We start from the raw sequence: 25,171 nt of genomic DNA, 5'->3' as shown, positions 1-25,171 counted from the left end.
CTTGTTCGGGTGGGGCGTGGTACGCAGATCACAGCACGCGGCCTGCAACAGCGTCGAGTTTGGCAACCAGCGCTGCATCGCGGGCGTCGGGGGCTGTCATAATGGCATGCTCCAACGCGCGGTCGCAGCCACACGGGCACGGGGCACGGTCGCGGCCAAGACGGGCGGGAATATCCGCGACCATGGTTTTCGCCGCCGCCGAGTTGCCGCCCAAAGTCTTTATAATATCTGAGATATCAACGGTCCCGTGATCCGGATGCCAGCTGTCATAATCCGTGATCATCGCGACGGAGGCATAGCAGATCTCAGCCTCACGGGCGAGTTTCGCCTCAGGCATATTGGTCATCCCGATCACATCGCAACCCCAGACATCGCGGTAGAGCCGGCTTTCTGCGACGGAGGAAAATTGCGGGCCTTCCATGGCCAGATAGGTGCCCCCGCGGTGTGTGGTGACACCGGCGGCACGGGCAGCGGCCTCTGCGGCATCGCCAAGGCGCGCGCAGACCGGATGGGCCACACTGACATGCGCCACGCAGCCGGTGCCGAAAAAGGATTTTTCGCGCGCGAAGGTGCGGTCGATGAAATCGCTGACGATCACAAAATCCCCCGGTGCCATGTCGTCCCGAAACGACCCGCAGGCGCTGACGGCAATGATATCCGTACACCCCAACCGTTTAAGCGCATCAATATTGGCGCGGTAGGGCACGGTTGAGGGTGAATGCACATGACCGCGCCCGTGACGCGGCAGAAACGCCATTGGCGTCCCGTTCAACGTGCCGGTGCGGATTTGGTCCGACGGCGCACCCCACGGTGTTTCCACCGTTTGCCACGCCGCATCGTGCAACCCGTCAATGTCATAAAGCCCCGACCCGCCGATAATTCCGATTTTCGTCTGCATATGCATCCTGCCTTAACCTTGTCGCAACCTAGCCGTGTGATGCAGGGCTTGTGAAGACGCAACAGACCATTGCCGCTCCGCTGCGGGGGGTGACATGCCTGCGCGCCTCCGGTACACGGCCCGAAAACACCCCTCAACTTTCTTAGGTGATCCGTTGCGTCAATCCATGTTCGCCAATCTCGTCGGTCGTCTTGAAGACGCCGATCTGAAGCCTTCGTCCCGCAATCTGACGCCTGACCGGCTCAGGATTGAGGTTCTCTCCGGTCTGACCGTGGCACTGGCCTTGGTGCCAGAGGCCGTGGCCTTTGCCTTTGTGGCCGGGGTGGAACCGCTGGTCGGGCTGTATGCGGCGTTCATTGTCGGTCTGATCACAGCGCTGATCGGGGGGCGTCCGGGGATGATTTCCGGTGCCACGGGGGCCTTGGCGGTCGTGATGGTGTCGCTGGTGGCTGTCCACGGGGTTGAATACCTGTTCGCGACGGTGGTCCTGATGGGGATTATCCAGCTTATCGTCGGGTTCATGCGCTGGGGCAAATTCATCCGTCTGGTGCCGCATCCGGTGATGTTGGGCTTTGTGAACGGTCTGGCGATCGTGATTTTCCTGGCCCAGCTGACACAATTCCAGGTGCCCGGATCGGGCGAGGTCACGGGACACGGCGTGTCGGGCGGTGAATGGCTGTCCGGGTCGAAACTCTATCTGATGTTGGCGCTGACGGCACTGACCATGGCGATCATCTGGGTCTGGCCGCGTGTCACCAACCTGATCCCCGCGCCTTTGGCGGGCATCGGCATCGTGGCCATTCTGGTCATCGCCTTGGGTCTGGATGTGCCGCTGGTGGGCGATCTTGCCAGCATCGAAGGCGGCCTGCCACCGTTCCACATTCCGGCCGTGCCGTTCACGCTCGAGACGTTCTACATTATCCTGCCTTACGCGCTGATACTGGCTGCCATCGGCCTGATCGAAAGCCTGCTGACCCTGAACCTTGTGGGCGAAATCGTCGGCAAACGCGGCGGCGCGAGCCAGGAATGTATCGCCCAAGGTGTGGCCAACACGGTCACCGGTTTCTTTGGCGGCATGGGCGGCTGTGCGATGATCGGCCAGTCCATGATCAACGTGAAATCCGGTGGTCGCACACGGATCGCGGGCACGGTCGCGGCCCTGTTTTTGCTGGCGTTCATCCTGTTCGCCTCCGGCCTGATCGAACAAATCCCGCTGGCCGCCTTGGTCGGCGTGATGTTCATGGTCGTGATCGGCACCTTTGCGTGGAACAGCTTCAAGATCATGACCAAGGTGCCACGCACCGATGCCTTCGTCATCGTTCTGGTCACAATCGTCACCGTGATGACAGACCTTGCCACCGCCGTGGTCGTGGGTGTCATCGTGTCCGCCTTGGCCTACGCCTGGTCGAACGCGAAACGCATCTACGCCAGCACCTACACCACGCCTGAAGGCGCGAAGGTCTATAAAATCAATGGCCCCTTGTTCTTCGGCTCCTCCGACGGGTTCATGGAACTGTTTCAGGTCGAAGCAGACCCCAAAACCGTGATCATCGACTTTGAAGGCAGCCGCGTGGCCGACCAATCGGCGCTTCAGGCGATTGAGGCCGTGGCCGCCAAATACGAAGAACAGGGCAAAGCCGTGCAACTGCGCCATCTGACCCGCGACTGTCACGCATTGCTGTCGAAAGCCGGACACCTTGTGGTCGACAGCGACGATGACCCCGACTACGAAATCGCCGTGGATTATTCAGTGCGTACGGGCATCATCGGCGGGCATTAAACCAAACGGGTCGGTGGGCGGGCGCCTTTGGGCCGCAGGGCCAAACAGTCCCGCCCCGCCGATCCTATTCGGGCCGTTTGAGGGGGAACACCTCGCGCACGGCGGTGTAGTCCTGATACCCCATCCGCGCCAGTGGCGTGAAACGGGTCACATCGAACTTGCCCTCCATCATGCAATCGTCGCGCAGATGGACGCCCGTGACCTCCCCGAAGACCACAAAATTCGCTTCCCCTTCGATCTTCACGATCTGGGTCATCCGGCATTCCAAAGCCGCCGGCGCATCCGCCACGCGGGCGCAATCAATCGTCTGACACGCGGCCTTTGCGATCCCCGCATCATCAAACTCATCCACATCGCGTGCCCACGGGCCACTGGACCGGTTCATCACATCCTTCATGGCGTATTCGACGATATTGACCGTAAAGACGCCCGTTTCGCGGATGTTGGCCACCGAATCCTTCGTATCCCCGCGATCCTCTTTGGCAGAGGTCGATGCAAACATCACCTGCGGCGGCACGTAAGCCACGGCGTTAAAGAACGAATAGGGCGCCAGATTATCCGCACCATCCGCCCCACGGGTGGAAATCCAGCCAATGGGGCGCGGGGCCACAACGGCGTTGAACGGGTTGTGCGGCAGGCCATGGCCGTCTTTGGGTTCATAGAACATCGCGGGGCTCCGGTTGCGTGCCTCGTGATAACCCCATTGCAATGCGGGTGAAACATCGGTTCAACCAAGTTCATGGAACTGACGCCTGAAACCGACGCCGACACGCCACAGGTCGAATCATTATACGATCTGTGCTTTGCCCCCGGTCGCAAGGCGCTGTCGTCCTACCGGCTCCGCGATGAGGTCCCTCCGGTTCCCGCCTTTTGCAGTGTCATTCGGGACGGCGACATCGTCGGCGGTGCCATCCGGTGCTGGCCGATCCGGGTGGAGGACCACGACGCGCTGTTGCTGGGCCCCGTCGCCGTTCACCCCACCCGTCAGGGCGAAGGGCTGGGCGGACTGATGATCCGTGATGTGCTCGCGCGTGCAGGCGGGGCCGGATGGCCGCGCGTGTTGCTGGTGGGGGACGCGCCCTATTACGAACGCTTCGGGTTCCGGCGGCTGAATGGGGTCGTGATGCCTGCGCCCACAAATCCCGACCGTGTTCTTGGGTTCGGCCCGTGGGCTGGTATCCGGGGCCGCGTGCGCAAACGGCTTGAGGCATTGCCGGATTGAAAACACGGCCCCCGCCCCCAAATATAGATTATGACATCCCAACCCACCCCGCCGCACGACGCTCTCTCCGACACCTCCCCTGCTCCGTTGACGCCTCAAGCGCGCGACGCAATCAGGGCCATCGCCAAACGCCAACAGGACGCATCCGGCATCATGATGCAATTGATCACCTACCTGGGCGGCCAGGTTGAGGACGGGATGAAGCTGTTGCCGTCTTACGCGCGGGCGCGCCTAGACGGGGCCGCCACCCGCGCCTTACGCAGCAGTTATGACGCGGCGGGTCGCACGCAGGGCGGATTGGGCCGTCTGGTCGCGACGGACCGCGCGCACAAGGCGCTGGCCTCGGTCTCGGGCGCATTGGGTGGACTGGGTGGATTGCCGACCGCGCTTGCTGAATTGCCGCTGGCCACGACGGTCATTTTCCGCGCAGTTCAGCAAATTGCAGAACATCACGGCGAGGATCCCATGTCCGCCGAAACCCGCGCCCAATGCCTGCATGTGTTCGGCAAGGGCGGACCCGGGGGTGAGGATGACGGAGTCGACACCACCTTTATCGGCGCACGGCTTGGACTGTCCGGCAGTGCCATCAATGCCTTGATCAGTCGGGTCGCCCCCCGCTTTGCAACCGTGCTTGGCCAGAAGCTGGCCAGCCAGACGGTGCCTCTTCTGGGGGCCGCGGCAGGGGCGGGCACAAATTACACCTTTGTCAGCTATTACACCGATTTGGCCCATGTCCACTTCGGTCTGCGTGCCCTTGCGCGCGAACACGGGGCCGATGCGGTCGAGGATGCCTTTCACGAAGAGCTGGCAAGGATCAAACCCGCGCCGGTGTCGCGCATCTGAACAGACTGACGAGAGTTTGATTGGCGCGCGAGCGTGTGATCGGTGATGGTGCGCGCAGTCCTGATCGAAAGGTTGTTTTGATGTCCCGCCCTACCCGTTCCCGGTTTCGCACGCTTTTGGATGTATCGCTTTTGGGCCTCGCCCTCATCGGGCCGCAGGCCGCCAGCGCGCAGGCCGATCTGCCGGATTATGTCATTGCCGAATTCGGCACGCCGCCCGCCATTCCGACCGGCGACTTGTCCCCCGATCTGCAACAGGCCGTGGCCGTCGTCTTTGTCGAAAGCCTCGCCCAGTCGTTGTGGACCACCAACCAGGAAGAGGCTTTGGCCGATATCGTGGCCGCAGGTGACCCCCGTCTGGCGTGGCTGATCAGCGACATGATGCGGTTCACATGGCGGCGCGATTTTGACGATGCGCTGGCGCAGGCCGCAGCCGACCTGCTGGGCATTGAATACACGGCCTTTCGCCGCTGGGACGAACTGACGAACCACCTGATCGCATGGGACATCCCCGCCTACCCCGGTTATCTGGCCCACAAACGCGGGATTTTCACCCATTTCGTGCCCGGCTGGGACCGCATTTTTGTGGAAGGCGACATTGACTGGCGCATGGTCAGCTGGGGTGGTGTGCTGATTGATGACCGCCCTTTTGGCATGGATGAGCTGTGCAATTGCATCCCCGCCGTCGACAACCCTGAGGTGGAAACCGCAGCCGAGGCCACGTGGCTGGATGAGGATGACGTCGTCTTCGGCATTGAAATCAACGGGGAGGCCCGCGCCTATCCGCGCCAGATCATGGAAGTCCGCGAGATGGTGAACGACACCTTGGGCGGGCGTGATCTGGGCATCCCCTATTGTACGCTGTGTGGCGCCATGCAGGCCTATTTCACAGATGATGTGCCGGGTGCTGTGACCCGCCCCGTGCTGCGCACCTCGGGCCTTTTGATCCGGTCCAACAAGGTCATGTATGACCGCGCGACGTGGTCGGTGTTTGACACCTTTCTGGGCCGCGCCGTGACAGGCCCCTTGGCTGAAGCCGGTGTCGTGCTGGACCAAGCGACCGTTCTGACGACCACATGGGGCGCATGGAAAGAGGCGCATCCGGACACCACGGTTTTGGTCGAAGACCTGGCCTTGGGCCGCGATTTTGACTTTCGCAACGGACGCGATGCAGACGGGCCGATCTTTCCGGTGGGCGATGTGGACCCGCGATTGGCCGTGCAGGATGACGTGATCGGCGTGGTCACAGCCTCTGGTACGCCGGTGGCGTTTGAACGGGGTGCAGCACAGTTGGCGTTGCAATCGGGTGCGGAGGTGACATTTGAAAACGTGCGCCTGGCGCTGGACGCGGGCGGCATTCGCGCCGTGGGGCAGGACGGCGAAGACCTTGGATCGCATCAGGCCTTCTGGTTTGCGTGGTCACAGTTCCATCCTGATACGGCGCTGTGGATGCCATAGAAAATGGCGGCGCACCCTCCCCAGTTGCGCCGCCATCCGAGGCGGGTTCCCCCGCCTCTATCCAGTGAGGATTACATCCCCATGGAAACGGCAAAGCTGGTGATGCCACCCATCCCAAGATCGCTCAGCAACGTGGCCGCACCGCTTTCAAGGTCGATGGCATAAAGGCCAGCGGTCTCAGCGCCGTCCATCTGCAAGATGGCATAGGCCGCGTCGGTCCCGACCTCGGGCGACACGATGTCGAACCCACCCATGGAGGACAGATCAACGGTCTCGCCGTCTACGGTCACGTAAGCCACCGTCTCCAACGTGCCGGCATTGTTGGCCAGTGAAATCAAGGCATTGGCGTTGTAGTCCAGCGCATACTGAAAAGTGCTTTCGGCGGTCGCACCGGCAATGGCGTTGGTGTAGGCGTTTGCATAGACGCCTGGTGTGACATCGGCGTTCACGTCGCCCTCTGCATAGGCCAGATCGGTGAACCGCAGCACCGAATTGGCACGCTCGTCATTGTCACCGAAGCCTTCGGGGAAATAGACAAGGTTCTCACCCGATGTCGCCACAGCGCGGACCGCATCAATCGCATTGTTGAAATCAAAGGCGACGGTTGCACCTTCCATGATCATGGCGTCATCGGCAAAGGCCGCGCCCAGATCGGTCAATTCGCCGGTCGCAGGGTTGATCTTGAAAATCGCGCCATTGGTGTAGCCCAACAGATCGCCCGTTACCGGACGATAGGCAATGGCGTCGACCTTTTGTGCCAGATCGAACATCTGTGCCTCAGCCGGGGCGGCGATGCTGTCCATCGTCACCAGTGTCATACCGTCATTGGCAAGGGCGTAGCCCATGGTTGAGGCGTGGCCGTCTGCGGCAGCAATACCAGCGGTCAAGGTCAGGGCGGCGGTGGTTGTCATAAGGCGCGTAAACATGTGAGTCCTTTCAAGACTGTGTCATCCGGTCCCCAATCCTTGGGGCGGTATGCAGGAAGACACGGACCTCCGCCGCCGAGAGTTTCAGCGCGCGCAAAATAAATTTGCAGCGAAGGCTAAATCTGTTCGCGCAGATGGTCGCTGATGGCGCTGCGCACGGACATGTCGCCCCGCACGCGCGCCTCGTGGATGACATCGCGCACATCATCGAGGTTCAGCCGCCGCAGCAGGTGTTTGACCGGCCCGATGGACGCCGGACGCATGGACAGGCTGCGCAACCCGAGGGCGGCAAAGGCCACGGCCTCAATCGGGCGGCCTGCGTCTTCCCCGCAAAAGCTGACGGGGGTGTTATGGGCGTGACAGCGCGCGATCAGGTTTTCCAAGAAGGTCAGGAAACTGACATTCAGGGTGTCATAGCGGCGGCGCACCCGTTCGTTTTCACGGTCCGCCGCAAAGAAGAATTGTTTAAGGTCATTGCCCCCGATGGAGATAAAATCGACCTCCTGAAAGAACACATCCGGTGCAAAGGCGAGGCTGGGGGTCTCCAGCATCGCGCCGATTTCCACCGACGCTGGCAGCGGATGGCCCAGAATGCGTTCGCGTTCCATCGCCTTGTCGAATTCCGCACGGGCCAGCCGGAATTCCTCCAATTGGGCCACAAAGGGAAACATCACCGTCAAGGGCCGCCCGTTGGCCGCCCGGATCAGCGCCTGCAACTGCATGCGCAGCACGCCGGGCTTTTCCAGACCTACACGGATTGCGCGCCAGCCCATGGCGGGGTTGGGTTCATCGTTGGGCTTCATATAGGTCAGCACCTTGTCCGACCCGATGTCCAAGGTGCGAAAGGCAACGCGGCGGCCTTGGGCTGCATCCATGACCCGTGAATAAAGCGCCGACAATTCAGCGCGGCGGGGCATCTGGCTGCGCACGAGGAACTGCAGTTCCGTGCGGAACAGCCCGACGCCTTCGGCACCGGAATTTTCCAACGACGGCAAATCCGCCATCAGGCCTGCGTTCATGTGCAAAGACACCACCGACCCGCACCGCGCCTGCGCGGGCAGATCGCGGATGCTGGCGTAGCGTAGCTGCGCCTCGGTCTGCATGGCGATTTTGTCTTTGAAGGCCGATTGCACCTGTTCGTCCGGACGCAGGTGCACAATGCCCTGTTCCCCGTCCACAAGGATCGGATCGCCGTTCAGGGCCTCGGTCGTGATGCCTTGGGCGCGGATCACCAGCGGGATTGCCCAAGCCCGCGCTACAATGGCCGCGTGCGACCCGACAGAGCCTTCTTCAAGAACAATTCCTTTCAGCGCTTTGCCATAGTCCAACAGTTCACCCGGGCCGATATTGCGCGCCACCAGCACAGGGTTGGCGGGCATTTCAGCGCCCGTATCCGACCCCTGCCCCGTCAGGATGCGCAACAGGCGGTTGGACAGATCATCAAGATCGTGCAGCCGGTCCCGAAGATAGCTGTCGGCCTGCCCCATGCGGTTGCGCGCCAGCGATTGTTCCTTTTCCACGGCGGCCTCAGCCGACAGGCCTTGGGCGATGTCGGCCTCCATCCGGCGCATCCAGCCGCGTGAATTGGCGAACATGCGGTAGGCTTCAAGCACCTGTTTTTGGTCGCTATTCACCGTCGTCGTCTGGGTCAGCATATCATCCACAGACACCCGCAGGGTATCGACGGCCTCGCGCAGGCGGGCCAGTTCGGCCTCGGGGTCATCGGCGATCACATTGGTCACGACCACACGGGGTTCGTGCAGATAGACGTTGCCCCCTGCGGCCCCTTCCTGTCCCACATTGCCCCGGAACATGACCGGTTCCTGATGGCGCGCCTTGAGGGCAGCGCCCTCCCCCACAAAAGCGCCCAGTTCGGTCATCTCGGCCAGAACCATGGCCACAACCTCAAGCGCGTAAACCTCATCTGCGGTAAATTCGCGGCTGGCGCGGCTTTGCACAACCAAAACGCCCATGGTGGTGCCCAACCGCTGGACGGGAATACCACAGAAGCTGGAATACCGTTCTTCGCCTGTCTCGGGCATATAGCGGAACCCGCGCGCGGCAGGGGCATCGGCGGTGTTTACCACCTGTTTGGTGGTCGCCACGCGGCCCACCAGACCTTCCCCCAGACGCATCCGCGTTTGGTGCACGGCCTCCTGCTCCAACCCTTCGGTGGCGCAAAGTTCCAGCGTTTCGGCGTCACGGAACAGATAGATCGAACAGACCTCGGCTTTCATGGACGATGCGATCAGACGCACGATTTCGTCCAAACGCGCCTGCCCTTCGCCCCCCGATGCCATGACATCGCGGAGACGGCCGAGCAGTTTGCGGCTTTCGGTCTCAAAACTGGCTGGCATGGTGTTCCTCGTGTCCTCGCCGCCAGACTATCTGCGCAAACTGGCCCCCGCAATCATGGATTGTACGCCTTTGCGTCAGACGTCCATATCGTAGGTCGTAAAAGGGATCGGGGCTGCGACCTGATCATAAACCTTGCGCGCACGGACATTGTCATGGGCTGTCATCCACCGCACAGAGGTATGGCCCGCGTCCTCGGCGTGCTGGCGCACAGCCTCAATCAAGGCCTGTGCAGCCCCTGTGCCACGGGCGGTTTCCGCCACGAACAGATCATCCAGAAAAAGGCCCGTAGTGGACGCAAGGGGCCTTGCAAAGGGCCGGATATGGGCAAACCCGATCAAGGTGCCATCCGCATCAGCGACCAGCCCGTCGACCTCATGGGCTGGGTCCATGATCCAATCCCAGACCCGCGCGCGCATTTGCGGGGTTTGTGCGGCATCATAAAAGGCCGCGTAATCTGCATAAAGCGCGTCCCAAGCGGACCTGTCCGCCTGCGTGACAGGCCGGACAATCATGCCGCGCGGTCGAGCCCAAAGGCATCGTGAAGGGCCTGCACGGCCAGTTCCATATACTTGCGGTCGATCAACACGCTGACTTTGATCTCAGAGGTGGTGATCACCTTGATGTTGACGCCTTCGTCGCGCAGGGTTTCGAACATCTTGGCCGCAACGCCTGCGTGGGACCGCATGCCGATGCCCACGATCGACACTTTCGCCACGTTCTGATCGGCCACCAGATCATGGAAATTGATGTTGCCTGCGGCCTTGGCCTCTTCCATCGCCTTTTCGGCGCGCGCCACCTGATCGACAGGGCAAGAGAACGTCATATCCGTCCGCCCCTCTTCCGAGATGTTCTGCACGATCATATCGACATTCACCCCCGCCTCAGACAGCGGACCAAAGATCGCAGCGGCAATGCCGGGGCGGTCCGCCACAGAAATAAGCGTCATCTTTGCTTCGTCACGGCTGAAGGCCACACCGGCCACCACGTTGGATTCCATAATCTCTTCCTCCGCACAAACGAGGGTTCCGGCCTCGTCGGATTGTTCTTCAAATGATGACAGCACGCGCAGGCGCACCTTGTACCGCATGGCCAGTTCGACCGACCGTGTCTGCAACACCTTGGCCCCCAAGGACGCCAATTCCAGCATTTCCTCAAACGCGATTCTATCAAGCTTGCGGGCCTTGTCGGTCACACGCGGATCGGTGGTGTAGACGCCATCGACGTCCGTATAAATGTCGCAGCGTTCCGCCTCGAAGGCCGCCGCAAAAGCCACAGCAGTCGTATCGGACCCGCCGCGCCCCAGCGTGGTGATCCGGCCCTCGGGACTGACCCCTTGGAAGCCCGCGACGACGGCCACCTTCATGCCCTCACCGAATTTGGCCATGATGTTGTCCGTGGGGATTTCCTCAATCCGGGCGGAGGAATGGGCGGAGGTGGTTTTGACCGGCACCTGCCAGCCCTGCCAGCTGCGCGCCGGGACGTCCATTTCCTGCAGGGTCAGCGCCATCAGACCCGCGGTCACGTTCTCACCCGACGACACCACCGCATCATATTCGCGCGCATCGTACAGGGGCGATGTTTCGCCCACAAAGCCCACCAACTTGTTGGTTTCGCCCGACATCGCGGACACGATGACGATCACGTCGTAGCCCTTGGCAACCTCGACGCCCACCCGTTTGGCGGCGCGTTTGATGCGGTCCAATGTGGCGACCGATGTGCCGCCGAATTTCATCACCAGAACTGGCATAGTCTTCCCTGTCGCATGTTCGCGCCCCCTTTATTCTGCGGGGGCCATGGACGCAAGGTCAGGCCCGCAAAACCGCACCAGGGTTGAGGATGCCACGCGGGTCCAACGCCTGCTTGATCGCGCGCATCATCGTCAGTTTGGCGGGATCGGCATAGGTTTCCAGATCGCCCACCTTCAGCCGCCCGATGCCATGTTCTGCACTGACGGACCCGCCAAGGGACGCCGCCAGATCATGCACAGTCGTCTTGACCGCATCACGTTGATGCTCGTGATCCGCACGGGTTTTTCCGGGCATCGGGAATACGTTGTAGTGCAGGTTGCCGTCGCCCAGATGGCCGAAACAATTGATGCGGAAGGTGTCGATTTCGGCCAGCAAAGCGGGCGCGCGGTCAATAAACTCCGGCACGCAGGAAATCGGCACGGATATGTCGTGGGACGACACCGACCCGATCCGCCGGTTGCCTTCGGGGATCATCTCGCGGATCGTCCAAAGGTTGTCTGCCTGCTGTTGGGACTGCGCAATCACACCATCAAGAACCAACTCACCCGCCGCCTCGAACACCCCTGCCAGCGCGTCCGTCGGGTCGCTGCCCGCCCCCATCCCGACCTTCATCAAGACCGACCATTCCGGCGTTTGGGCGAAAGGCGCATGATAGCTCAGGCCCGTTTCATCCAGAAAATCAAACCCTTGCCGATGGATCAATTCGAACCCGCTGATCACCTCGCCCAAACGCGCGCCCGCCACCCCCAGCAGCGACACTGCCGCGCGCGGCGATGGGACCACGAACATCGCCGTTGCCTCTTCTGCCGGACGCGGCATCATGCGCAGCGATGCGCCGGTGATGATCCCCAATGTCCCCTCGGATCCGATCATCAGATCGCGCAGATCATACCCGGTGTTGTCTTTGCGCAACCGGCTCATCCCGTTCCAGATCGTGCCATCGGCCAGAACAACCTCCAACCCCAGACATTGCGCGCGCGCATTGCCATAACGGATCACATTCAACCCGCCCGCGTTTGTGGCCATAAGCCCGCCAATCCGCGCCGACCCTTCGGACGCAAGCGACAGGGGAAACAACCGCCCCACATCCGCCGCCGCCCGCTGCACATCCGCCAAAATGACGCCCGCATCAACCTCGATTACGTTCTCATCCGCATGAACCGCGCGAATACGCGCCATCCGCGCCAACGACAGAACCACAGGCACCGCACCGCTCTCCGACAGCTGCCCACCAACCAAACCGGTCCCGCCGGAATAGGGCACCACGGGCACCCGCGCCGCATGACAAACCGCCATCAAGGCAGACACCTCATCCACAGAGGCAGGCGACACCACCACACCCTGCCCGCGCCACCGGCCCCGCGGCTCTTCCAGGAACGCGGCCGTCTCAGCCTGAAACGCCGCCTCGGGCAACGCCGCCCTGATCCGCTCCAACACAGCACCCGTTGCAGATGACAGGGTTTCCATAGCCGCACGCTCCTTGTCTCTTTGTCTCAAAAATATCCCGGGGGACGGACCCGAAGGGCCGGGGGGCAGCGCCCCCTCCTCCGTCCCGACCTAGACCGAAACCCCACTCACATCCACCAGCGCCCCGCAGGGGCGCCCCCCGCCGTCCGCAGGACCCGATCGTCAGATCGCCCTTATCCGACGTCGGTCTTTCCGCGCCGGTCATGACGCAAATTGGCATAGAGAACATGGTTCCGCCAGCGTCCGTTGATCTGCAAATAGGCCTGCGCCACGCCCTCGTATTTATAGCCGCAGCTCTCCAGCAACCCGCGTGAGGGCGTGTTTTCCGGCAGACAGCCCGCCTCGATACGACTCAGATCCAACGTGGTGAAGGCATAATGCACCACAGCCTCAATGGCCTCACGCATGTAGCCCTGCCGCGCAAAAGCCTCCCCGATCCAATAACCGGTGGTGCCCGCCTGCGCGGGGCCACGGCGGATGTGATCCAGCGTGATCGCCCCCAAAACGCTCTCATCACTGCGACGGATCAAAAACAGCGGCACGGCGGTGCCATTGGCGATGGACCGCTGGGCCCAATAAACGCGGTTTGTAAAGCTTTTGCGGGTCAGGTGATCGCCGGCCCATGTGGGCTCCCACGGTTGCAGGAATTCGGCGGACTCCTGTCGCAACGCGGCCCATTGGCGGAAATCGGCATGGGACGGGGGCCGCAGCGTCAGCCGCTCTGTCTCCAGCCGGACCTTGCGCCGCGTCCGAAGCATCAGGCGACCAGTCGCGCCTTCAGCGCCTCAAGTGCGGGCGCGTCTTCCACCGGACCATAAAGCGCCAGCGCCGATCCGGCGTCGGTGATCAATCCGGCACCGAAATCGCGTACATCACCGGTGGTCACCGCATCAATGCGCGCGATGGTGTCGTCGATCGTGGGGACCTCACCCCAGATCGCGACCATGCGGGCCAGCCGTTCGGCGCGGTTGGACGGGCTTTCCAGCCCCATCAACATCCCCGCCTTCATCTGCGCACGCGCCCGGGCAACTTCTTCGGCGGTCATATCGTCGGCGGCGCGCTTCAACTCGTCCATGGTCAAGGTTGCCAATTCACCAAGCTGTTCAGCCGAGGTGCCCGCATAGACGGTCATCATGCCCGTGTCGGCGTAGGCCCCCGCTTGGGCAAAGATCGTGTAGCACAGGCCACGGTTTTCGCGCAGTTCCTGAAACAGGCGGCTCGACATGCCGCCGCCCATGGCGATGGCGTGGATTTGGGCCGCATAAATCCCTGGATCGCGGTAGTTGGGCGATTCAAACGCCAGTGCAAAATGCGCCTGTTCCAGACCCTTCACGACCCGCCGTTCGCCGCCCGAAAAGGCCGCAGGCTCTGCCGCATGGGGCTGGGACCGGCTGGGCAGATGGCCAAACAGCTTTTCTGCCAGCACCAACAGCGCATCCGGATCAACGGCGCCTGCCGCAGACAGGATCATCTGGTCGGGGCCGTAATGTTCACCGACAAAATCGCTCAGGTCGGATTTGGCGAAATTGCTGACGCGTTCGGTGGGGCCAAGGATCGTGCGGCCAAGCGCCTGATCGGGGAAAGCCTCTTCCTGAAGCCAGTCGAAGATGATGTCGTCAGGTGTATCGAGGGACTGGCCAATCTCTTGCAGGATCACGCCTCGTTCTACCTCGATCTCAGCGGGATCAAAGACAGGGTTCAGCAGGATGTCCGCGATCACGTCCAAGGCCAGCGGTACGTCATTTTCCAGCACGCGTGCGTAATAGGCCGTCATCTCACGCGAGGTATAGGCGTTGATGTAGCCGCCCACGTCCTCAATCTCTTCGGCGATCTGCAAGGCACTGCGGCGCTGGGTGCCCTTGAACGCCATGTGTTCCAGAAAATGCGCAATGCCGTTCTGGTCGGGGCGTTCATGCCGCCCGCCTGCCATGACCCAGATCCCGATGGAGGCCGATTTCAGGCCGGGCATCTGTTCTGTGACAATGCGAAAGCCGTTGGACAGCGTGTGGTGTTGGACGGTCACTTGGCGATCCGCTCCTTAATGAGGGTTTGCAGCGCGGCCAGATCATTGGGGACCCGTTCAACGCGTTCGGGCCGGTCATACAGGTCGGCCATGTGCGGCGGCAAGGGGGGATGAATGCCCGTGGCCTTTTCCACAGCGGCGGGGAATTTCGCGGGGTGCGCCGTGGCCAGTGTGATCATGGGCACATCGGACTGGTGGGCGTCCGCCACGTGTACGCCGACGGCCGAATGGGGGCAAAGCAATTCACCCGACCGCGTCAGTTCTGACGTGATGGCATGATAGGTTTCCTCCTCGGACGCGCGGCCAGAGGCGAAGGTGTCGCGCAGCATGTCAATCGCCCCTTGGCTGATCGTAAAGCTGCCCTTGGATTTGAGGTCATCCATCTGTTCGGCCACCGTGACCCCATCGCGCCCGTAGGCTTCAAACAGGGCGCGTTCGAAATTGGACGACACCTGAATGTCCATGGACGGGCTGATGGAGGGCGTAACCCCTTCCTTCACCTGCGCGCCGGTTTCCAGCGTCCGGTGCAGGATGTCGTTCTGGTTCGTGGCAATCACCAGCTTGTCGATGGGCAGCCCCATACGCTTGGCGATGTAGCCTGCAAAAATGTCGCCAAAGTTGCCCGTGGGCACGGTGAAACTGACGGGCCGGTGCGGTGCACCCACAGCCACGGCGGAGGTGAAGAAATAGACCACCTGCGCCAAAACGCGGCCCCAGTTGATGGAATTTACACCGGCAAGGTTCACCCCATCGCGGAAGTCGAAATCGTTGAACATGTCTTTCAGGGCGGCTTGGCAGTCGTCAAAATCACCATCCAGCGCCAGCGCGTGCACGTTGTCTTCGGTGGGCGTTGTCATCTGGCGGCGCTGCACCTCGGACACGCGACCATGGGGGAAGAGGATGAAAACATCCACGTTGCTGAGGCCGCGAAACGCCTCAATCGCCGCCGATCCCGTGTCGCCGGAGGTGGCCCCGACAATCGTGATGCGCTTGCCGGACCGCGTGAGCGACGCTTGAAACATCTGCCCGATCAGCTGCATGGCGAAGTCTTTGAACGCCAGCGTGGGGCCGTGGAACAGCTCAAGCAAAAAGTGGTTGCTGTCGAGTTGTTTCAGGGGTGCGCGCGCCGCGTGGTTGAACCCTGCATAGGCCGCGTCAATCAGGCCCCGGAATTCATCGTCGGTGAAGGTGTCGCCAATAAAGGGGCGCATTACGGCATAGGCCACGTCTTCATAGGATTGACCCGCCATAGCGGCGATCTGTGCGTGGGACAGGCCGGGGATGTCTTCGGGGACATACAGGCCGCCATCACGGGCAAGGCCAGTCATCATCGCCTCTTCGAACGTCAGTTTCGGGGCGGTGCCACGGGTTGAAATATAGTGCATTTCAGTCGTCCTTCCGGCGCATCCCGCGCGCCACGTAAAAGATCGTCATTGCCAACCACACAAGCGCCAGAAGCCCCCATGTGATGGCATATTCCAGATGGTCGTTTTTGATGTTTCGCGTGCTCAGCGGTAAGGGGGCCAACCGCGGATCGTAGGCGGTTGCGGCAGACAAGACCACCAGCACCGGTTCCGTGTTGAGGGCCTGCGCCATGGCGGCCACGTCGCGGGCGTACCACTCATCACCTTCGGGCGCTTGTTCGGACACGTCATCGGGCCAGATCAGATTGCCCTGCACGGTCACCGTGTCGGTCAGCGGATCGGCGGCTTGCGCTGCGGCATCGTTGATTTCCAACAGGCCCTGATCCAGCATCACGCGCCGCCCCTCGCGGGTTTCAAACGCGGAAATAATGCGGTGGCCGGTGCCTGCGGCGGTGCCACTGTCCAGAAACCGGATTTCTTCGCCCGTGGCAGACCCTTGCATAATGACGGTGCGGTAGTTGTCCGCCTCTGGTGTCACCGCCTCAGGCAGGGGCACTGGATCGGCGGCCAGACGCGCCTCTATCTCGGCGATGACGCCCTCTTTCCAGTCGAGCCGGTTCAACTGCCACACCATCAAGTACAGCAGGATCGCGATGCCACCGGCACCGATCAGAAGAGGAAACAGAAGCTTACGCATCATATGGTCCTGAATGTGGAAAACGCGCGAGGGCGGCAAAGGCTCTCGCGCGTTTTGTCCCTGTCAACTGGCGGAGGTCAAGACCCCGCCTGTTTTACTGGCCCCAGACGTAGACGGCTGCGAACAAGAACAGCCAGACGACGTCAACGAAGTGCCAGTACCAGGCTGCAGCTTCGAACCCGATGTGCTTTTCGGCAGTGAAGTGGCCGCGACGGACACGCAGGTAACACACGAACAAAAAGATCGTGCCGATGATTACGTGAAAGCCGTGAAAGCCCGTCGCCATGAAGAAGTTCGCGCCGTAGATGTTGCCGGCAAGGCCGAAGGCTGCGTGGCTGTATTCATAGGCTTGGAAAATCGTGAAGATCACGCCGAGGATCACGGCAAGGATCAGGCCGGATTTCACGTCTTCCTTGTTGTCCTCATGCACCAGCGCGTGGTGTGCCCAAGTGGCGGCAGCGCCGGAACACAGCAGGATGAGGGTGTTGATCAGCGGCAGGTGCCATGGGTCGAAGGTTTCAATGCCCGCAGGGGGGAACTGGCCGTCTACGGCGGGGGATTGTGGCCCCATGGGGTACATCGCGTGTTTGAAGAAGGACCAGAACCATGCGGCAAAGAACATGACTTCGGACATGATGAACATGATGAAACCATAGCGCAGGCCGATGCGCACAACAGGCGTGTGATCCCCCTGATGGCTTTCAACGATAACCTCGGCCCACCATGCATACATACAGTACAGCACACCGGCAAAGCCCATGAGGAACATGTACGGGTTGTCTTTCGTATCCATCCAGATGACGGCACCAAACAGCATGACAAACACGGCAACGCCGGTCAGCAGCGGCCAGATGGATGGCGGCAGGATGTGATAATCGTGGTTCTTTTCGTGGGCCATTCGTTTGTTCCCTTGACGAGTGTGGTCTTAATTCAATTCGGTCGGTTGCGCCGGTGTGTCCAGCGCGGCTTGTTCGGTGGGAAGGTCGTTCCGGTGGAACGTATATCCCAAAGTGATCGTATGAACATACTGTCCTTCGCGGTCATCCACGATGGCAGGGTCCACAAAGAAGGTGACCGGCATGTTGATCGTTTCACCCGGTTGCAGGACCTGCTGTTCAAAACAAAAACAGTCGATCTTGTCGAAAAACGCGCCAGCCTCATAGGGGGCGACGTTATAGGACGCGGACCCCGCGATGGGTTGGTCGGTGGGGTTCGTGGCCTCATAAAAGGCCAGCGCTGTTTCCCCGATGCGCACTTCCATTTCGCGTTGTACCGGTTCGAACGTCCACGGCATGTCCCGCGCGGTTGAACTGTCAAAGCGGACTGTGATGGTCTGGTCAAGGATCACGTCGGACCCCGTAGAGGCCACGTTGGTCACCCCGCCAAAGCCCGTGACGCGGCAGAACCAGTCGTAAAACGGCACAGACGCCCAAGCTAGGCCGCCCATCAGGAACACCACGCTCACCGCTTGGGTCGCGGTGCGGGTCGGGCCTTCGGGGATGCGGGAGAACGGATTAAACATCAGTTGTCGCCCCCTGTTGTTGCAGCGTTGGCTTCGGCCTCGGCGGCAATTTCTGCGGCGCGCCGCTCAGCGGCCTCAAGCGCGCCGGGTTCCAGTGCCGGGCGGGCCACGTGATCAAAGCGTTCCATCTGGCGGATGTCAGACAGGCCAAGGACCTTCACAACGGTCAGGCCAAACACAATACCGATCAGGCCAAGCAACAGAACGAAAACGCCCATGTTCCGGCCTTTGCGGCGTTCGTGCATTTCATGTTCGACTTTCATCGCCATGGCTTACCACCCCGCCCAAGCTGTCAGGCCGTTTGCGCGCAAAAGCGCCTCAACCAGCAGGGCACCGAAGTGGCCGAACAGATAATAGAGAGAGACCTTGAACGTGTGCTTTTCAACGGCGTGGTTGTCCGCCTCACTGTCCGCATCGCTGCGGGCCCAGATGTCATAGCACCCCTTGAGGAACCATGCGTTCAGGCCCAAAGCCACGGCCAGATAGAAGGGCCCGCCAATAGAGGTAAAGCCAAGGCCAAGCGCCACGAGCACCAGCGGCACACAATAGGCCAGAATATGGTTGCGGGTGGTTCTGCGGCCGTGGGTTTCCGTCAGCATGGGCACATTGGCGTTGCCGTAGTCGGATTTCACAAACAGCGCCAGCGCCCAGAAGTGGGGCGGTGTCCACATGAAGATCAGCGCAAACATCAACACGCTTTCAATCGACACGCTGCCCGTGGCGACAGCCCAGCCGATCATGGGCGGGAAGGCCCCTGCCGCACCACCGATCACGATGTTCTGCGGGGTCGAACGTTTCAGCCACATGGAATAGACGACGGCGTAAAAGAAGATGGTGAAGGCCAGCAGACCTGCGGCCAATGCGTTGGTCGCCAGAAACAGCAAGATGACCGAGAAGAACGACAGCGCCAGCCCGATGCCCAGCGCCTCACCTGGCTGCACGGCCCCCGACGGGATCGGCCGGTTGGTCGTGCGTTTCATGATGGCGTCGATGTCCGCGTCCCACCACATGTTCAAAGCACCCGAGGCCCCTGCCCCCACGGCGATGCACAAAATGCCGACGAAGCCCACAAAGGGGTTCACCCCGACGGGGGCGACCAACAACCCGACCAAAGCCGTGAAAACGACCAACTGCATGACACGCGGCTTCATGAGGGCAAAGTAATCGCCCATCTGTGCGTCATTGGTCTGCGTCTGGTGTGTGGCGTCGGTCATGTCAGTCCTTTGATAAATGGCAGGGCGAGACCTGCCTAAAAGGGTAACGGTCGAAGGGCGGGTTTGGTCCCGCCCTTCGGCAATTTCCGCCGATTAAGCGGGGAATTCCTCTTTCGCACCGGCCAGCCATTCTTCGTAGACGGCAGGGTCCACGACCTTGACGGTGATGGGCATATAGGCGTGGTCTTTACCGCAGAGTTCGGAACACTGGCCGAAATAAACACCTTCACGTTCGGCATTGAACCACAACTGGGCAAAACGACCGGGCACGGCGTCCTGCTTCACCCCGAAAGACGGGATCGTCCAGGAGTGGATCACATCGGCACCCGTCACGGTCATCACAACAGTGGCACCCACGGGCACGACAACGGCGGTGTCGGTGGCCAGACGGAATTCATCCTCGGAATAGCCGGCTTCTTCAAGCTGGGCGATGATATCGTCGTTCAGGTTTCCTTCGTTGTAGCCAATCATGTAGCTTTCGAAGAACACGTCCTCATCGGTGTATTCATAGGACCAGAACCACTGATAGCCGGTGACGGTGATGTTGATGTCGCCTTCAGGGATTTCCTGCTGCTTGAACAGCACCGGAAGGGAGAACGCGCCGATGAATACCAGAATGACGATCGGAACCACCGTCCACGCAACCTCAAGCGGGGAATTGTGGGTGAAGGTCGCAGGCTCAGGGTTGCGCTTGGCGTTGTAGCGCAGGATGACCCATGCCAGCAGGCCGGTGACGAACAGCGAAATCAGCGTGATGATGACCAGCAACATGCCGTCCAGCCAGACCAGATCGCGCATCAGTTCGGTTGCGGCGGGCTGAAACCCGGTGGCACCGGGGGTTGGCGCGCCGACGATCTCGAGGTCCTCAATGGCGGTCTGTGCCTGTGCGGCACCCGCAGCCACTGCACCCGCAGCGGCCAGACCAAAACGTTTTGCAAACTTCATCATGTGCATATCGATCCCTATTTAGGCGCAAGGCTGTGCGCCGACTTGGTGGTTTCCCGGACAGTCGGGATGGAATCCCCCATTCGGAATCCCATTGTATTTGAGGCGGGTCATCCCATATCCTGACCACCAACTCAAGCGATCCAGACGTGTCAAACGGTCGCTTTTTGACCCAAATCCGAGAAACAGTCAGGAATTGTCATGGCCCACGACCCCTTTCGCCCGTTTGAAACGAATCTGGACCACGACACCGCCTTGTCCCTGGTGCGTGAGGCCACGGACGGTGCCGATGACGGGGAGCTGTTTCTGGAACGTCGCCGGTCCGAGGTTCTGGCCTTTGATGACGGGCGCATCCGCACCGCCAGCTACGACGCCTCCGAAGGGTTCGGGTTGCGCGCCGTACGCGGTGAGGTCGCAGGCTACGCCCATTCCACCACCATCGACGAACACGCGCTGAAACGTGCGGTGGCCACAGCCCGGCTGGCTGTGGGCGATGGCGGCGGCACGATTGCCGATGGCCCCAAAGGCACCAACACCGTCCTTTATACCGATGCCGACCCCATGGCCGAGGCCACGTTTCCTGCGAAAATCGACCTGCTGAAGGAAATTGACGCCTTTTGTCGCGACCTCGACCCGCGGGTCGTTCAGGTTTCCGCCACCTTGGCGGCCTCCCATCAGGAGGTGCTGATCCTGCGGCCCGAGGGCACGCTGGTCACGGACACGCGGCCCATGTCGCGGCTCAATATCTCTGTCATCGTCGAAGACAACGGGCGCCGTGAAAGCGGCGGCATGGGCGGCGGCGGGCGTGCGGGGCTGATCGGCCTGACCTCCCCCGACCATTGGCAACCGGTCGCCCGCGAGGCATTGCGCATCGCATTGGTGAACCTTGATGCGGAACCCGCGCCCGCCGGTGTCATGGACGTCCTGCTCGGCCCCGGCTGGCCCGGTATCTTGCTGCACGAGGCCGTGGGCCATGGGCTTGAGGGGGATTTCAACCGCAAGGGCACCTCCGCCTTTGCCGGTCTGATGGGTCAGCAGGTCGCGGCCAAGGGCGTGACCGTTCTGGACGATGGCACCATCCCCGACAGGCGCGGGTCCATCACCGTGGATGACGAAGGCACGCCATCGGCCAAAAACGTGCTGATCGAAGACGGTGTGCTGGTGGGCTACATGCAGGACCGCCAGAACGCGCGTCTGATGGGGGTTGACCCAACCGGCAACGGGCGGCGCGAAAGTTTCGCCCACATCCCCATGCCGCGCATGACCAACACCTATATGTTGGGCGGCGATGCCGACCCCAAAGACATGCTCGCGGGGCTTAAGGACGGGATTTACGCCGTGGGCTTTGGCGGCGGTCAGGTGGACATCACCAACGGCAAATTCGTGTTCAGCTGCACCGAGGCCTACCGCGTCAAGAACGGCAAGGTCGGCGCGCCCGTCAAGGGCGCAACGCTGATCGGGGACGGGGCCACGGCGCTCAAACAAATCCGGGGCATCGGCAATGATATGGCGCTGGATCCCGGCATCGGCAATTGCGGCAAGGCCGGCCAATGGGTGCCCGTGGGCGTGGGCCAGCCGTCGCTGTTGATCGGCGGGCTGACCGTGGGTGGGGCCGCCGCCTGATGCAGGCTCGGCGCGGCTGGCCTGCGGTGCACACCGTGCCCGTTTCGGGGGGCTGGCCGCTGTGGCGGCCCTTGCTGGCAGGCTTAGTCGCCGCACTGGTCGGCGCTGTGCTACTGGGTGCGGCGCTGTTGACCGTACACAGCGCGCTTCAGGTGCTGGGACCATCGGGGCTTGCCATGAGCGTGCTCGAAGGGTTCGGGTTCATGACGCTCTATTCTCCGATGATCTCCTGGGTGGGACTGTTGGTTGCCCTGCCCGCCGCAGGCGTGGCATTACGCCAAGGGCGTGCGGGATGGCTGATGGCGGTGGGTGTCGGCGTTCCGGTCGGGGCCGTCATCTACAGCCTGATCGCGGGCACTTGGACCGAGGCGTTGGTCATCGGGGGCGTGTTCGGGGCCGAATTGGCGATGTTGTTCTGGCTCGGCATGCGCCTGACCGCACCGGCGGCCTTCCCCCGTCAGCCCCCCCATAAATGGTGAAAAATTAAGGTTTTTCGCTAACCTTTCGTTAACCTCGTTGCCATAATTCTGGTTTTGCAACAGGCGGAGCCACGGATGACATTGGACGAAACGTCTTCTACTCACCCCCCACTCCCACCCACCACGGAAGATGATCGCGTTGCCCATCTCCGTCTGTTGCGCTCGCGCAGGGTGGGTCCTGCGACCTACAGGCGCTTGCTGAATGAACACAAAACGGCACACGCCGCCCTTGATGCCCTTCCACAGATTGCGGCCGATGCTGGTATTGCGGGCTACAGGGCCTGTCCTGAAGGCGTCGCACATGCGGAACTCAAGGCGGGACGATTGGCGCGTGCGCGCCTTGTATTCGCGGGCGAGGCGGGCTTTCCCAAATCTCTTTATGATATAGACGATGCGCCCGTGGCGCTGTGGATGACAGGCCGCGCGGATCTTTTGAACACGCCGATGGTCGCCTTGATCGGCGCGCGCAATGCGTCCTCGCTCGGCACGCGGATGGCGTCAAAACTGGCAGCAGAACTGGGGGAAGCAGGGTTCACGATCGTGTCCGGTCTGGCACGCGGGGTTGATGCAGCAGCGCATATTAAATCGCTGTCCACCGGCACAATTGCGGTGGTCGCAGGGGGGGTCGATGTCCTTTATCCTGCTGAAAACGCGGAACTTGCCCGACAGATCGCCCGTGACGGTCTGTGTCTTAGCGACCAACCCATGGGGTTTCAGCCCCGCGCACGGCATTTTGTGGCGCGCAATCGTATCATCTCCGGCCTTGTTCGGGCGGTTGTCGTGGTTGAGGCTGCGGCGAAATCCGGCAGTCTGGGCACCGCACGTACCGCATTGGATCAGGGCCGTGACGTATTGGCCGTGCCGGGCCATCCCTTTGATGCGCGCGTGGCGGGGTGCAACATGTTGATCCGCGACGGGGCCACTTTGATCCGCGGCACACAGGACATAATCGAACATCTGGGCAATCCGAAACCCTCTGAACCGGAACTGCCGCTTGATGTGCCACCTGCGGCGCCCCCCCGCCCCCTGCGCGATATTGCGGCCCTGCACGATGCTATTCTGGATCGTCTGTTGCCCGGCCCGTTGGCCGAAGATCAGCTGATCCGCGCCTTGGGGGCATCGGCGAACACCGTCGCACCCGCACTTGTCGATCTTGAACTGGACGGAAAGGTGATCCGGCAATCAGGCGGCATCCTCGCACGGACGATCTAGGGCCCGATCCAGCGGGGTGACAGGGGGCTGAAAATTCCCCGCAACGAACCTCCATTGACAATTCAGCAACCGCGCCCACATCTTGCCGACTTATTGCATTTTCGAATTTCGGAAGGATTCCCATGCCCGTTGTTGTCGTAGAGTCTCCGGCTAAGGCCAAGACAATCAACAAGTATTTGGGGTCCGACTACACCGTTCTTGCCTCATACGGCCATGTCCGTGACCTGCCGCCCAAGGACGGCTCTGTTGATCCGGACGATGATTTCGAGATGCAGTGGGAGGTCGCCTCCGACAGCAAAAAGCACATCAAAGCCATCGCAGATGCACTGGCCGAGGACAACAATCTGATCCTCGCCACCGACCCCGACCGTGAGGGGGAGGCCATCAGCTGGCACCTTGAAGAGGCGCTGCGCAAACGCAAGTCGATCAAGAAAGACACCCCCGTCAGCCGCGTGGTGTTCAACGCGATTACCAAAGCCGCCGTGACCGAGGCGATGAAAAATCCCCGTCAGGTGGACCAGCCATTGGTGGACGCCTATCTGGCGCGCCGCGCGCTGGACTATCTGGTGGGCTTCAAACTGTCGCCCGTGTTGTGGCGTCGCCTGCCCGGTGCGAAATCCGCAGGGCGCGTGCAATCTGTCACCCTGCGTCTGATCGTCGAACGCGAGATGGAGATCGAGGCGTTCAACAACCGCGAATACTGGTCCGTCAAAGCCCAGCTTGAAACGCCGCGCAACCAGCAGGTTGAGGCGCGTTTGACCGTGCTAGCGGGCAAAAAGCTCGAAAAATTTGATCTGGAAAACGCCACGCAGGCGGAATTGGCCCAGCAGGCTGTGATGTCGCGGGATTTGACCGTCAAATCGGTTGAGGCCAAACCTGCAAACCGCAACCCCTCCGCGCCGTTCATGACCTCGACCCTGCAACAAGAGGCGTCGCGCAAGTTCGGCTTTGGCGCGCGGATGACCATGAACGCGGCCCAACGTTTGTATGAGGCAGGCCTGATCACCTACATGCGGACCGACGGCATCGACATGGCACCGGAGGCCGTCACCGCCGCCCGTGATGCCATCAAAGACAAATACGGCGCGGAGTATGTGCCCGATAAGCCGCGGATTTATAAGAACAAAGCCAAGAACGCGCAAGAGGCCCACGAATGCGTGCGCCCCACCGATCTGGGCCTGTCCGCCGAGGACGCCAAGATCGCGGACCCTGACCAGCGCAAGCTCTATGATCTGATCTACAAGCGGACGATCTCCAGCCAGATGGAGGCCGCGCGCATGGAACGCACGACCGTGGATATCGCGAGCGGCGATGGTCAGGTCGAACTGCGCGCCACCGGTCAGGTGGTGTTGTTCGACGGTTTCCTGCGGGTCTACGAAGAAGGCCGCGATGA

The 25,171-nt window shown here is 61.5% G+C and carries 24 protein-coding genes; 8 read left to right on the top strand and 16 right to left on the bottom strand.

The annotated features are described in order from the left end of the window. Nucleotides 1-28: 28 nt before the first annotated feature. Nucleotides 29-898, bottom strand: a complete 870-nt coding sequence (locus tag QZ653_RS07485) for an S-methyl-5'-thioadenosine phosphorylase (protein ID WP_296419087.1) — start codon at nt 896-898, stop codon at nt 29-31. A gap of 166 nt (nt 899-1,064) precedes the next feature. Here QZ653_RS07485 and QZ653_RS07480 point away from each other — a divergent pair, with 166 nt between their 5' ends. Beyond that, nucleotides 1,065-2,678, top strand: coding sequence for a SulP family inorganic anion transporter (locus QZ653_RS07480; protein WP_296419085.1), 1,614 nt, complete (start codon nt 1,065-1,067; stop codon nt 2,676-2,678). Between the two features lie 64 nt (nt 2,679-2,742). On the opposite strand, the gene QZ653_RS07475 is transcribed toward QZ653_RS07480, so the two are convergent. Beyond that, complete coding sequence (locus QZ653_RS07475; protein WP_296419083.1) at nt 2,743-3,345, bottom strand: flavin reductase family protein; 603 nt, start codon at nt 3,343-3,345, stop codon at nt 2,743-2,745. 72 nt (nt 3,346-3,417) lie between these two features. Between QZ653_RS07475 and QZ653_RS07470 the strand changes: the two genes are divergently transcribed. From QZ653_RS07470 to QZ653_RS07460, 3 genes are all read left to right on the top strand, one after another. Continuing rightward, complete coding sequence (locus tag QZ653_RS07470) at nt 3,418-3,900, top strand: GNAT family N-acetyltransferase (RefSeq protein ID WP_296419081.1); 483 nt, start codon at nt 3,418-3,420, stop codon at nt 3,898-3,900. A 30-nt stretch (nt 3,901-3,930) separates the two neighbouring features. After that, nucleotides 3,931-4,743 (top strand): EcsC family protein, encoded by an 813-nt coding sequence (locus tag QZ653_RS07465; RefSeq protein WP_296419080.1) that lies wholly within the window; start codon nt 3,931-3,933, stop codon nt 4,741-4,743. Between the two features lie 80 nt (nt 4,744-4,823). Then, nucleotides 4,824-6,200, top strand: a complete 1,377-nt coding sequence (locus QZ653_RS07460; RefSeq protein ID WP_296419078.1) for a DUF3179 domain-containing (seleno)protein — start codon at nt 4,824-4,826, stop codon at nt 6,198-6,200. A gap of 71 nt (nt 6,201-6,271) precedes the next feature. On the opposite strand, the gene QZ653_RS07455 is transcribed toward QZ653_RS07460, so the two are convergent. The 14 genes from QZ653_RS07455 to coxB all read right to left on the bottom strand — a co-directional run bounded on the left by QZ653_RS07455 (nt 6,272) and on the right by coxB (nt 20,467). Further along, a complete protein-coding gene (locus tag QZ653_RS07455; protein ID WP_296419076.1) occupies nt 6,272-7,126 on the bottom strand; it encodes a DUF4394 domain-containing protein in 855 nt (284 codons plus the stop codon). 116 nt (nt 7,127-7,242) lie between these two features. Then, nucleotides 7,243-9,483, bottom strand: coding sequence for a phosphoenolpyruvate--protein phosphotransferase (ptsP, locus tag QZ653_RS07450; protein WP_296419074.1), 2,241 nt, complete (start codon nt 9,481-9,483; stop codon nt 7,243-7,245). A 75-nt stretch (nt 9,484-9,558) separates the two neighbouring features. Further along, nucleotides 9,559-9,996: a GNAT family N-acetyltransferase gene (locus QZ653_RS07445; protein WP_296419072.1), complete on the bottom strand. Its 438-nt coding sequence runs from the start codon at nt 9,994-9,996 to the stop codon at nt 9,559-9,561. Next, nucleotides 9,993-11,231, bottom strand: a complete 1,239-nt coding sequence (locus tag QZ653_RS07440; protein WP_296419070.1) for an aspartate kinase — start codon at nt 11,229-11,231, stop codon at nt 9,993-9,995. The genes QZ653_RS07445 and QZ653_RS07440 overlap by 4 nt, the downstream gene beginning before the upstream one ends. Before the next feature lie 58 nt (nt 11,232-11,289). Beyond that, complete coding sequence (locus tag QZ653_RS07435; RefSeq protein WP_296419069.1) at nt 11,290-12,699, bottom strand: FAD-binding oxidoreductase; 1,410 nt, start codon at nt 12,697-12,699, stop codon at nt 11,290-11,292. 173 nt (nt 12,700-12,872) lie between these two features. Then, entirely contained in the window at nt 12,873-13,457 is a 585-nt protein-coding gene (locus tag QZ653_RS07430; protein WP_296419068.1) for a GNAT family N-acetyltransferase, read from the bottom strand. Continuing rightward, nucleotides 13,457-14,722: a M16 family metallopeptidase gene (locus QZ653_RS07425; RefSeq protein WP_296419066.1), complete on the bottom strand. Its 1,266-nt coding sequence runs from the start codon at nt 14,720-14,722 to the stop codon at nt 13,457-13,459. The genes QZ653_RS07430 and QZ653_RS07425 overlap by 1 nt, the downstream gene beginning before the upstream one ends. Then, the gene (thrC, locus tag QZ653_RS07420; protein WP_296419064.1) at nt 14,719-16,107 is read right to left on the bottom strand and encodes a threonine synthase; all 1,389 of its coding nucleotides are present in this window, start codon (nt 16,105-16,107) and stop codon (nt 14,719-14,721) included. Before thrC ends, QZ653_RS07425 begins: the two co-directional genes overlap by 4 nt. Before the next feature lies 1 nt (nt 16,108). Beyond that, nucleotides 16,109-16,786 carry an SURF1 family protein gene (locus QZ653_RS07415; protein WP_296419063.1) on the bottom strand — a complete coding sequence of 226 codons (678 nt, stop codon included), beginning with the start codon at nt 16,784-16,786 and terminating at the stop codon, nt 16,109-16,111. A gap of 91 nt (nt 16,787-16,877) precedes the next feature. Then, entirely contained in the window at nt 16,878-17,681 is an 804-nt protein-coding gene (locus tag QZ653_RS07410; protein ID WP_296419061.1) for a cytochrome c oxidase subunit 3, read from the bottom strand. Nucleotides 17,682-17,708: 27 nt separating this feature from the next. Next, complete coding sequence (locus QZ653_RS07405) at nt 17,709-18,305, bottom strand: cytochrome c oxidase assembly protein (RefSeq protein ID WP_296419059.1); 597 nt, start codon at nt 18,303-18,305, stop codon at nt 17,709-17,711. Then, on the bottom strand, nt 18,305-18,574 hold the full coding sequence (locus tag QZ653_RS07400; protein WP_296419058.1) for a hypothetical protein: 270 nt from the start codon (nt 18,572-18,574) through the stop codon (nt 18,305-18,307). Before QZ653_RS07400 ends, QZ653_RS07405 begins: the two co-directional genes overlap by 1 nt. A 3-nt stretch (nt 18,575-18,577) precedes the next feature. Then, the gene (cyoE, locus tag QZ653_RS07395; RefSeq protein WP_296419056.1) at nt 18,578-19,519 is read right to left on the bottom strand and encodes a heme o synthase; all 942 of its coding nucleotides are present in this window, start codon (nt 19,517-19,519) and stop codon (nt 18,578-18,580) included. Nucleotides 19,520-19,612: 93 nt separating this feature from the next. Then, nucleotides 19,613-20,467 (bottom strand): cytochrome c oxidase subunit II, encoded by an 855-nt coding sequence (gene coxB / locus QZ653_RS07390; protein ID WP_296419054.1) that lies wholly within the window; start codon nt 20,465-20,467, stop codon nt 19,613-19,615. Nucleotides 20,468-20,665: 198 nt separating this feature from the next. On the opposite strand from coxB, the gene tldD reads away from it, so the two are divergent. The 4 genes from tldD to topA form a co-directional block, all read left to right on the top strand. Next, nucleotides 20,666-22,087: a metalloprotease TldD gene (gene tldD / locus QZ653_RS07385; RefSeq protein WP_296419052.1), complete on the top strand. Its 1,422-nt coding sequence runs from the start codon at nt 20,666-20,668 to the stop codon at nt 22,085-22,087. After that, complete coding sequence (locus tag QZ653_RS07380; RefSeq protein WP_296419050.1) at nt 22,087-22,566, top strand: hypothetical protein; 480 nt, start codon at nt 22,087-22,089, stop codon at nt 22,564-22,566. The genes tldD and QZ653_RS07380 overlap by 1 nt, the downstream gene beginning before the upstream one ends. Nucleotides 22,567-22,641: 75 nt before the next feature. After that, entirely contained in the window at nt 22,642-23,778 is a 1,137-nt protein-coding gene (dprA, locus tag QZ653_RS07375; RefSeq protein WP_296419048.1) for a DNA-processing protein DprA, read from the top strand. A gap of 122 nt (nt 23,779-23,900) precedes the next feature. Further along, nucleotides 23,901-25,171 (top strand): type I DNA topoisomerase (gene topA, locus QZ653_RS07370; RefSeq protein ID WP_296419047.1); only part of this gene is annotated, 1,271 nt, incomplete at its 3' end.

The sequence above is a fragment of the Pseudooctadecabacter sp. genome, assembly GCF_020627745.1.
GTDB lineage: Bacteria > Pseudomonadota > Alphaproteobacteria > Rhodobacterales > Rhodobacteraceae > Octadecabacter.
This window is presented reverse-complemented; position numbering and strand designations above follow the sequence as displayed.

Coding starts and splice junctions, on each gene's coding strand:
- QZ653_RS07485 (WP_296419087.1), bottom strand. CDS start 898: ATGCAGACGAAAATCGGAATTATCGGCGGGTCGGGGCTTTATGACATT.
- QZ653_RS07480 (WP_296419085.1), top strand. CDS start 1,065: ATGTTCGCCAATCTCGTCGGTCGTCTTGAAGACGCCGATCTGAAGCCT.
- QZ653_RS07475 (WP_296419083.1), bottom strand. CDS start 3,345: ATGTTCTATGAACCCAAAGACGGCCATGGCCTGCCGCACAACCCGTTC.
- QZ653_RS07470 (WP_296419081.1), top strand. CDS start 3,418: ATGGAACTGACGCCTGAAACCGACGCCGACACGCCACAGGTCGAATCA.
- QZ653_RS07465 (WP_296419080.1), top strand. CDS start 3,931: ATGACATCCCAACCCACCCCGCCGCACGACGCTCTCTCCGACACCTCC.
- QZ653_RS07460 (WP_296419078.1), top strand. CDS start 4,824: ATGTCCCGCCCTACCCGTTCCCGGTTTCGCACGCTTTTGGATGTATCG.
- QZ653_RS07455 (WP_296419076.1), bottom strand. CDS start 7,126: ATGTTTACGCGCCTTATGACAACCACCGCCGCCCTGACCTTGACCGCT.
- ptsP (WP_296419074.1), bottom strand. CDS start 9,483: ATGCCAGCCAGTTTTGAGACCGAAAGCCGCAAACTGCTCGGCCGTCTC.
- QZ653_RS07445 (WP_296419072.1), bottom strand. CDS start 9,996: ATGATTGTCCGGCCTGTCACGCAGGCGGACAGGTCCGCTTGGGACGCG.
- QZ653_RS07440 (WP_296419070.1), bottom strand. CDS start 11,231: ATGCCAGTTCTGGTGATGAAATTCGGCGGCACATCGGTCGCCACATTG.
- QZ653_RS07435 (WP_296419069.1), bottom strand. CDS start 12,699: ATGGAAACCCTGTCATCTGCAACGGGTGCTGTGTTGGAGCGGATCAGG.
- QZ653_RS07430 (WP_296419068.1), bottom strand. CDS start 13,457: ATGCTTCGGACGCGGCGCAAGGTCCGGCTGGAGACAGAGCGGCTGACG.
- thrC (WP_296419064.1), bottom strand. CDS start 16,107: ATGCACTATATTTCAACCCGTGGCACCGCCCCGAAACTGACGTTCGAA.
- QZ653_RS07415 (WP_296419063.1), bottom strand. CDS start 16,786: ATGATGCGTAAGCTTCTGTTTCCTCTTCTGATCGGTGCCGGTGGCATC.
- QZ653_RS07410 (WP_296419061.1), bottom strand. CDS start 17,681: ATGGCCCACGAAAAGAACCACGATTATCACATCCTGCCGCCATCCATC.
- QZ653_RS07405 (WP_296419059.1), bottom strand. CDS start 18,305: ATGTTTAATCCGTTCTCCCGCATCCCCGAAGGCCCGACCCGCACCGCG.
- QZ653_RS07400 (WP_296419058.1), bottom strand. CDS start 18,574: ATGGCGATGAAAGTCGAACATGAAATGCACGAACGCCGCAAAGGCCGG.
- cyoE (WP_296419056.1), bottom strand. CDS start 19,519: ATGACCGACGCCACACACCAGACGCAGACCAATGACGCACAGATGGGC.
- coxB (WP_296419054.1), bottom strand. CDS start 20,467: ATGATGAAGTTTGCAAAACGTTTTGGTCTGGCCGCTGCGGGTGCAGTG.
- tldD (WP_296419052.1), top strand. CDS start 20,666: ATGGCCCACGACCCCTTTCGCCCGTTTGAAACGAATCTGGACCACGAC.
- QZ653_RS07380 (WP_296419050.1), top strand. CDS start 22,087: ATGCAGGCTCGGCGCGGCTGGCCTGCGGTGCACACCGTGCCCGTTTCG.
- dprA (WP_296419048.1), top strand. CDS start 22,642: ATGACATTGGACGAAACGTCTTCTACTCACCCCCCACTCCCACCCACC.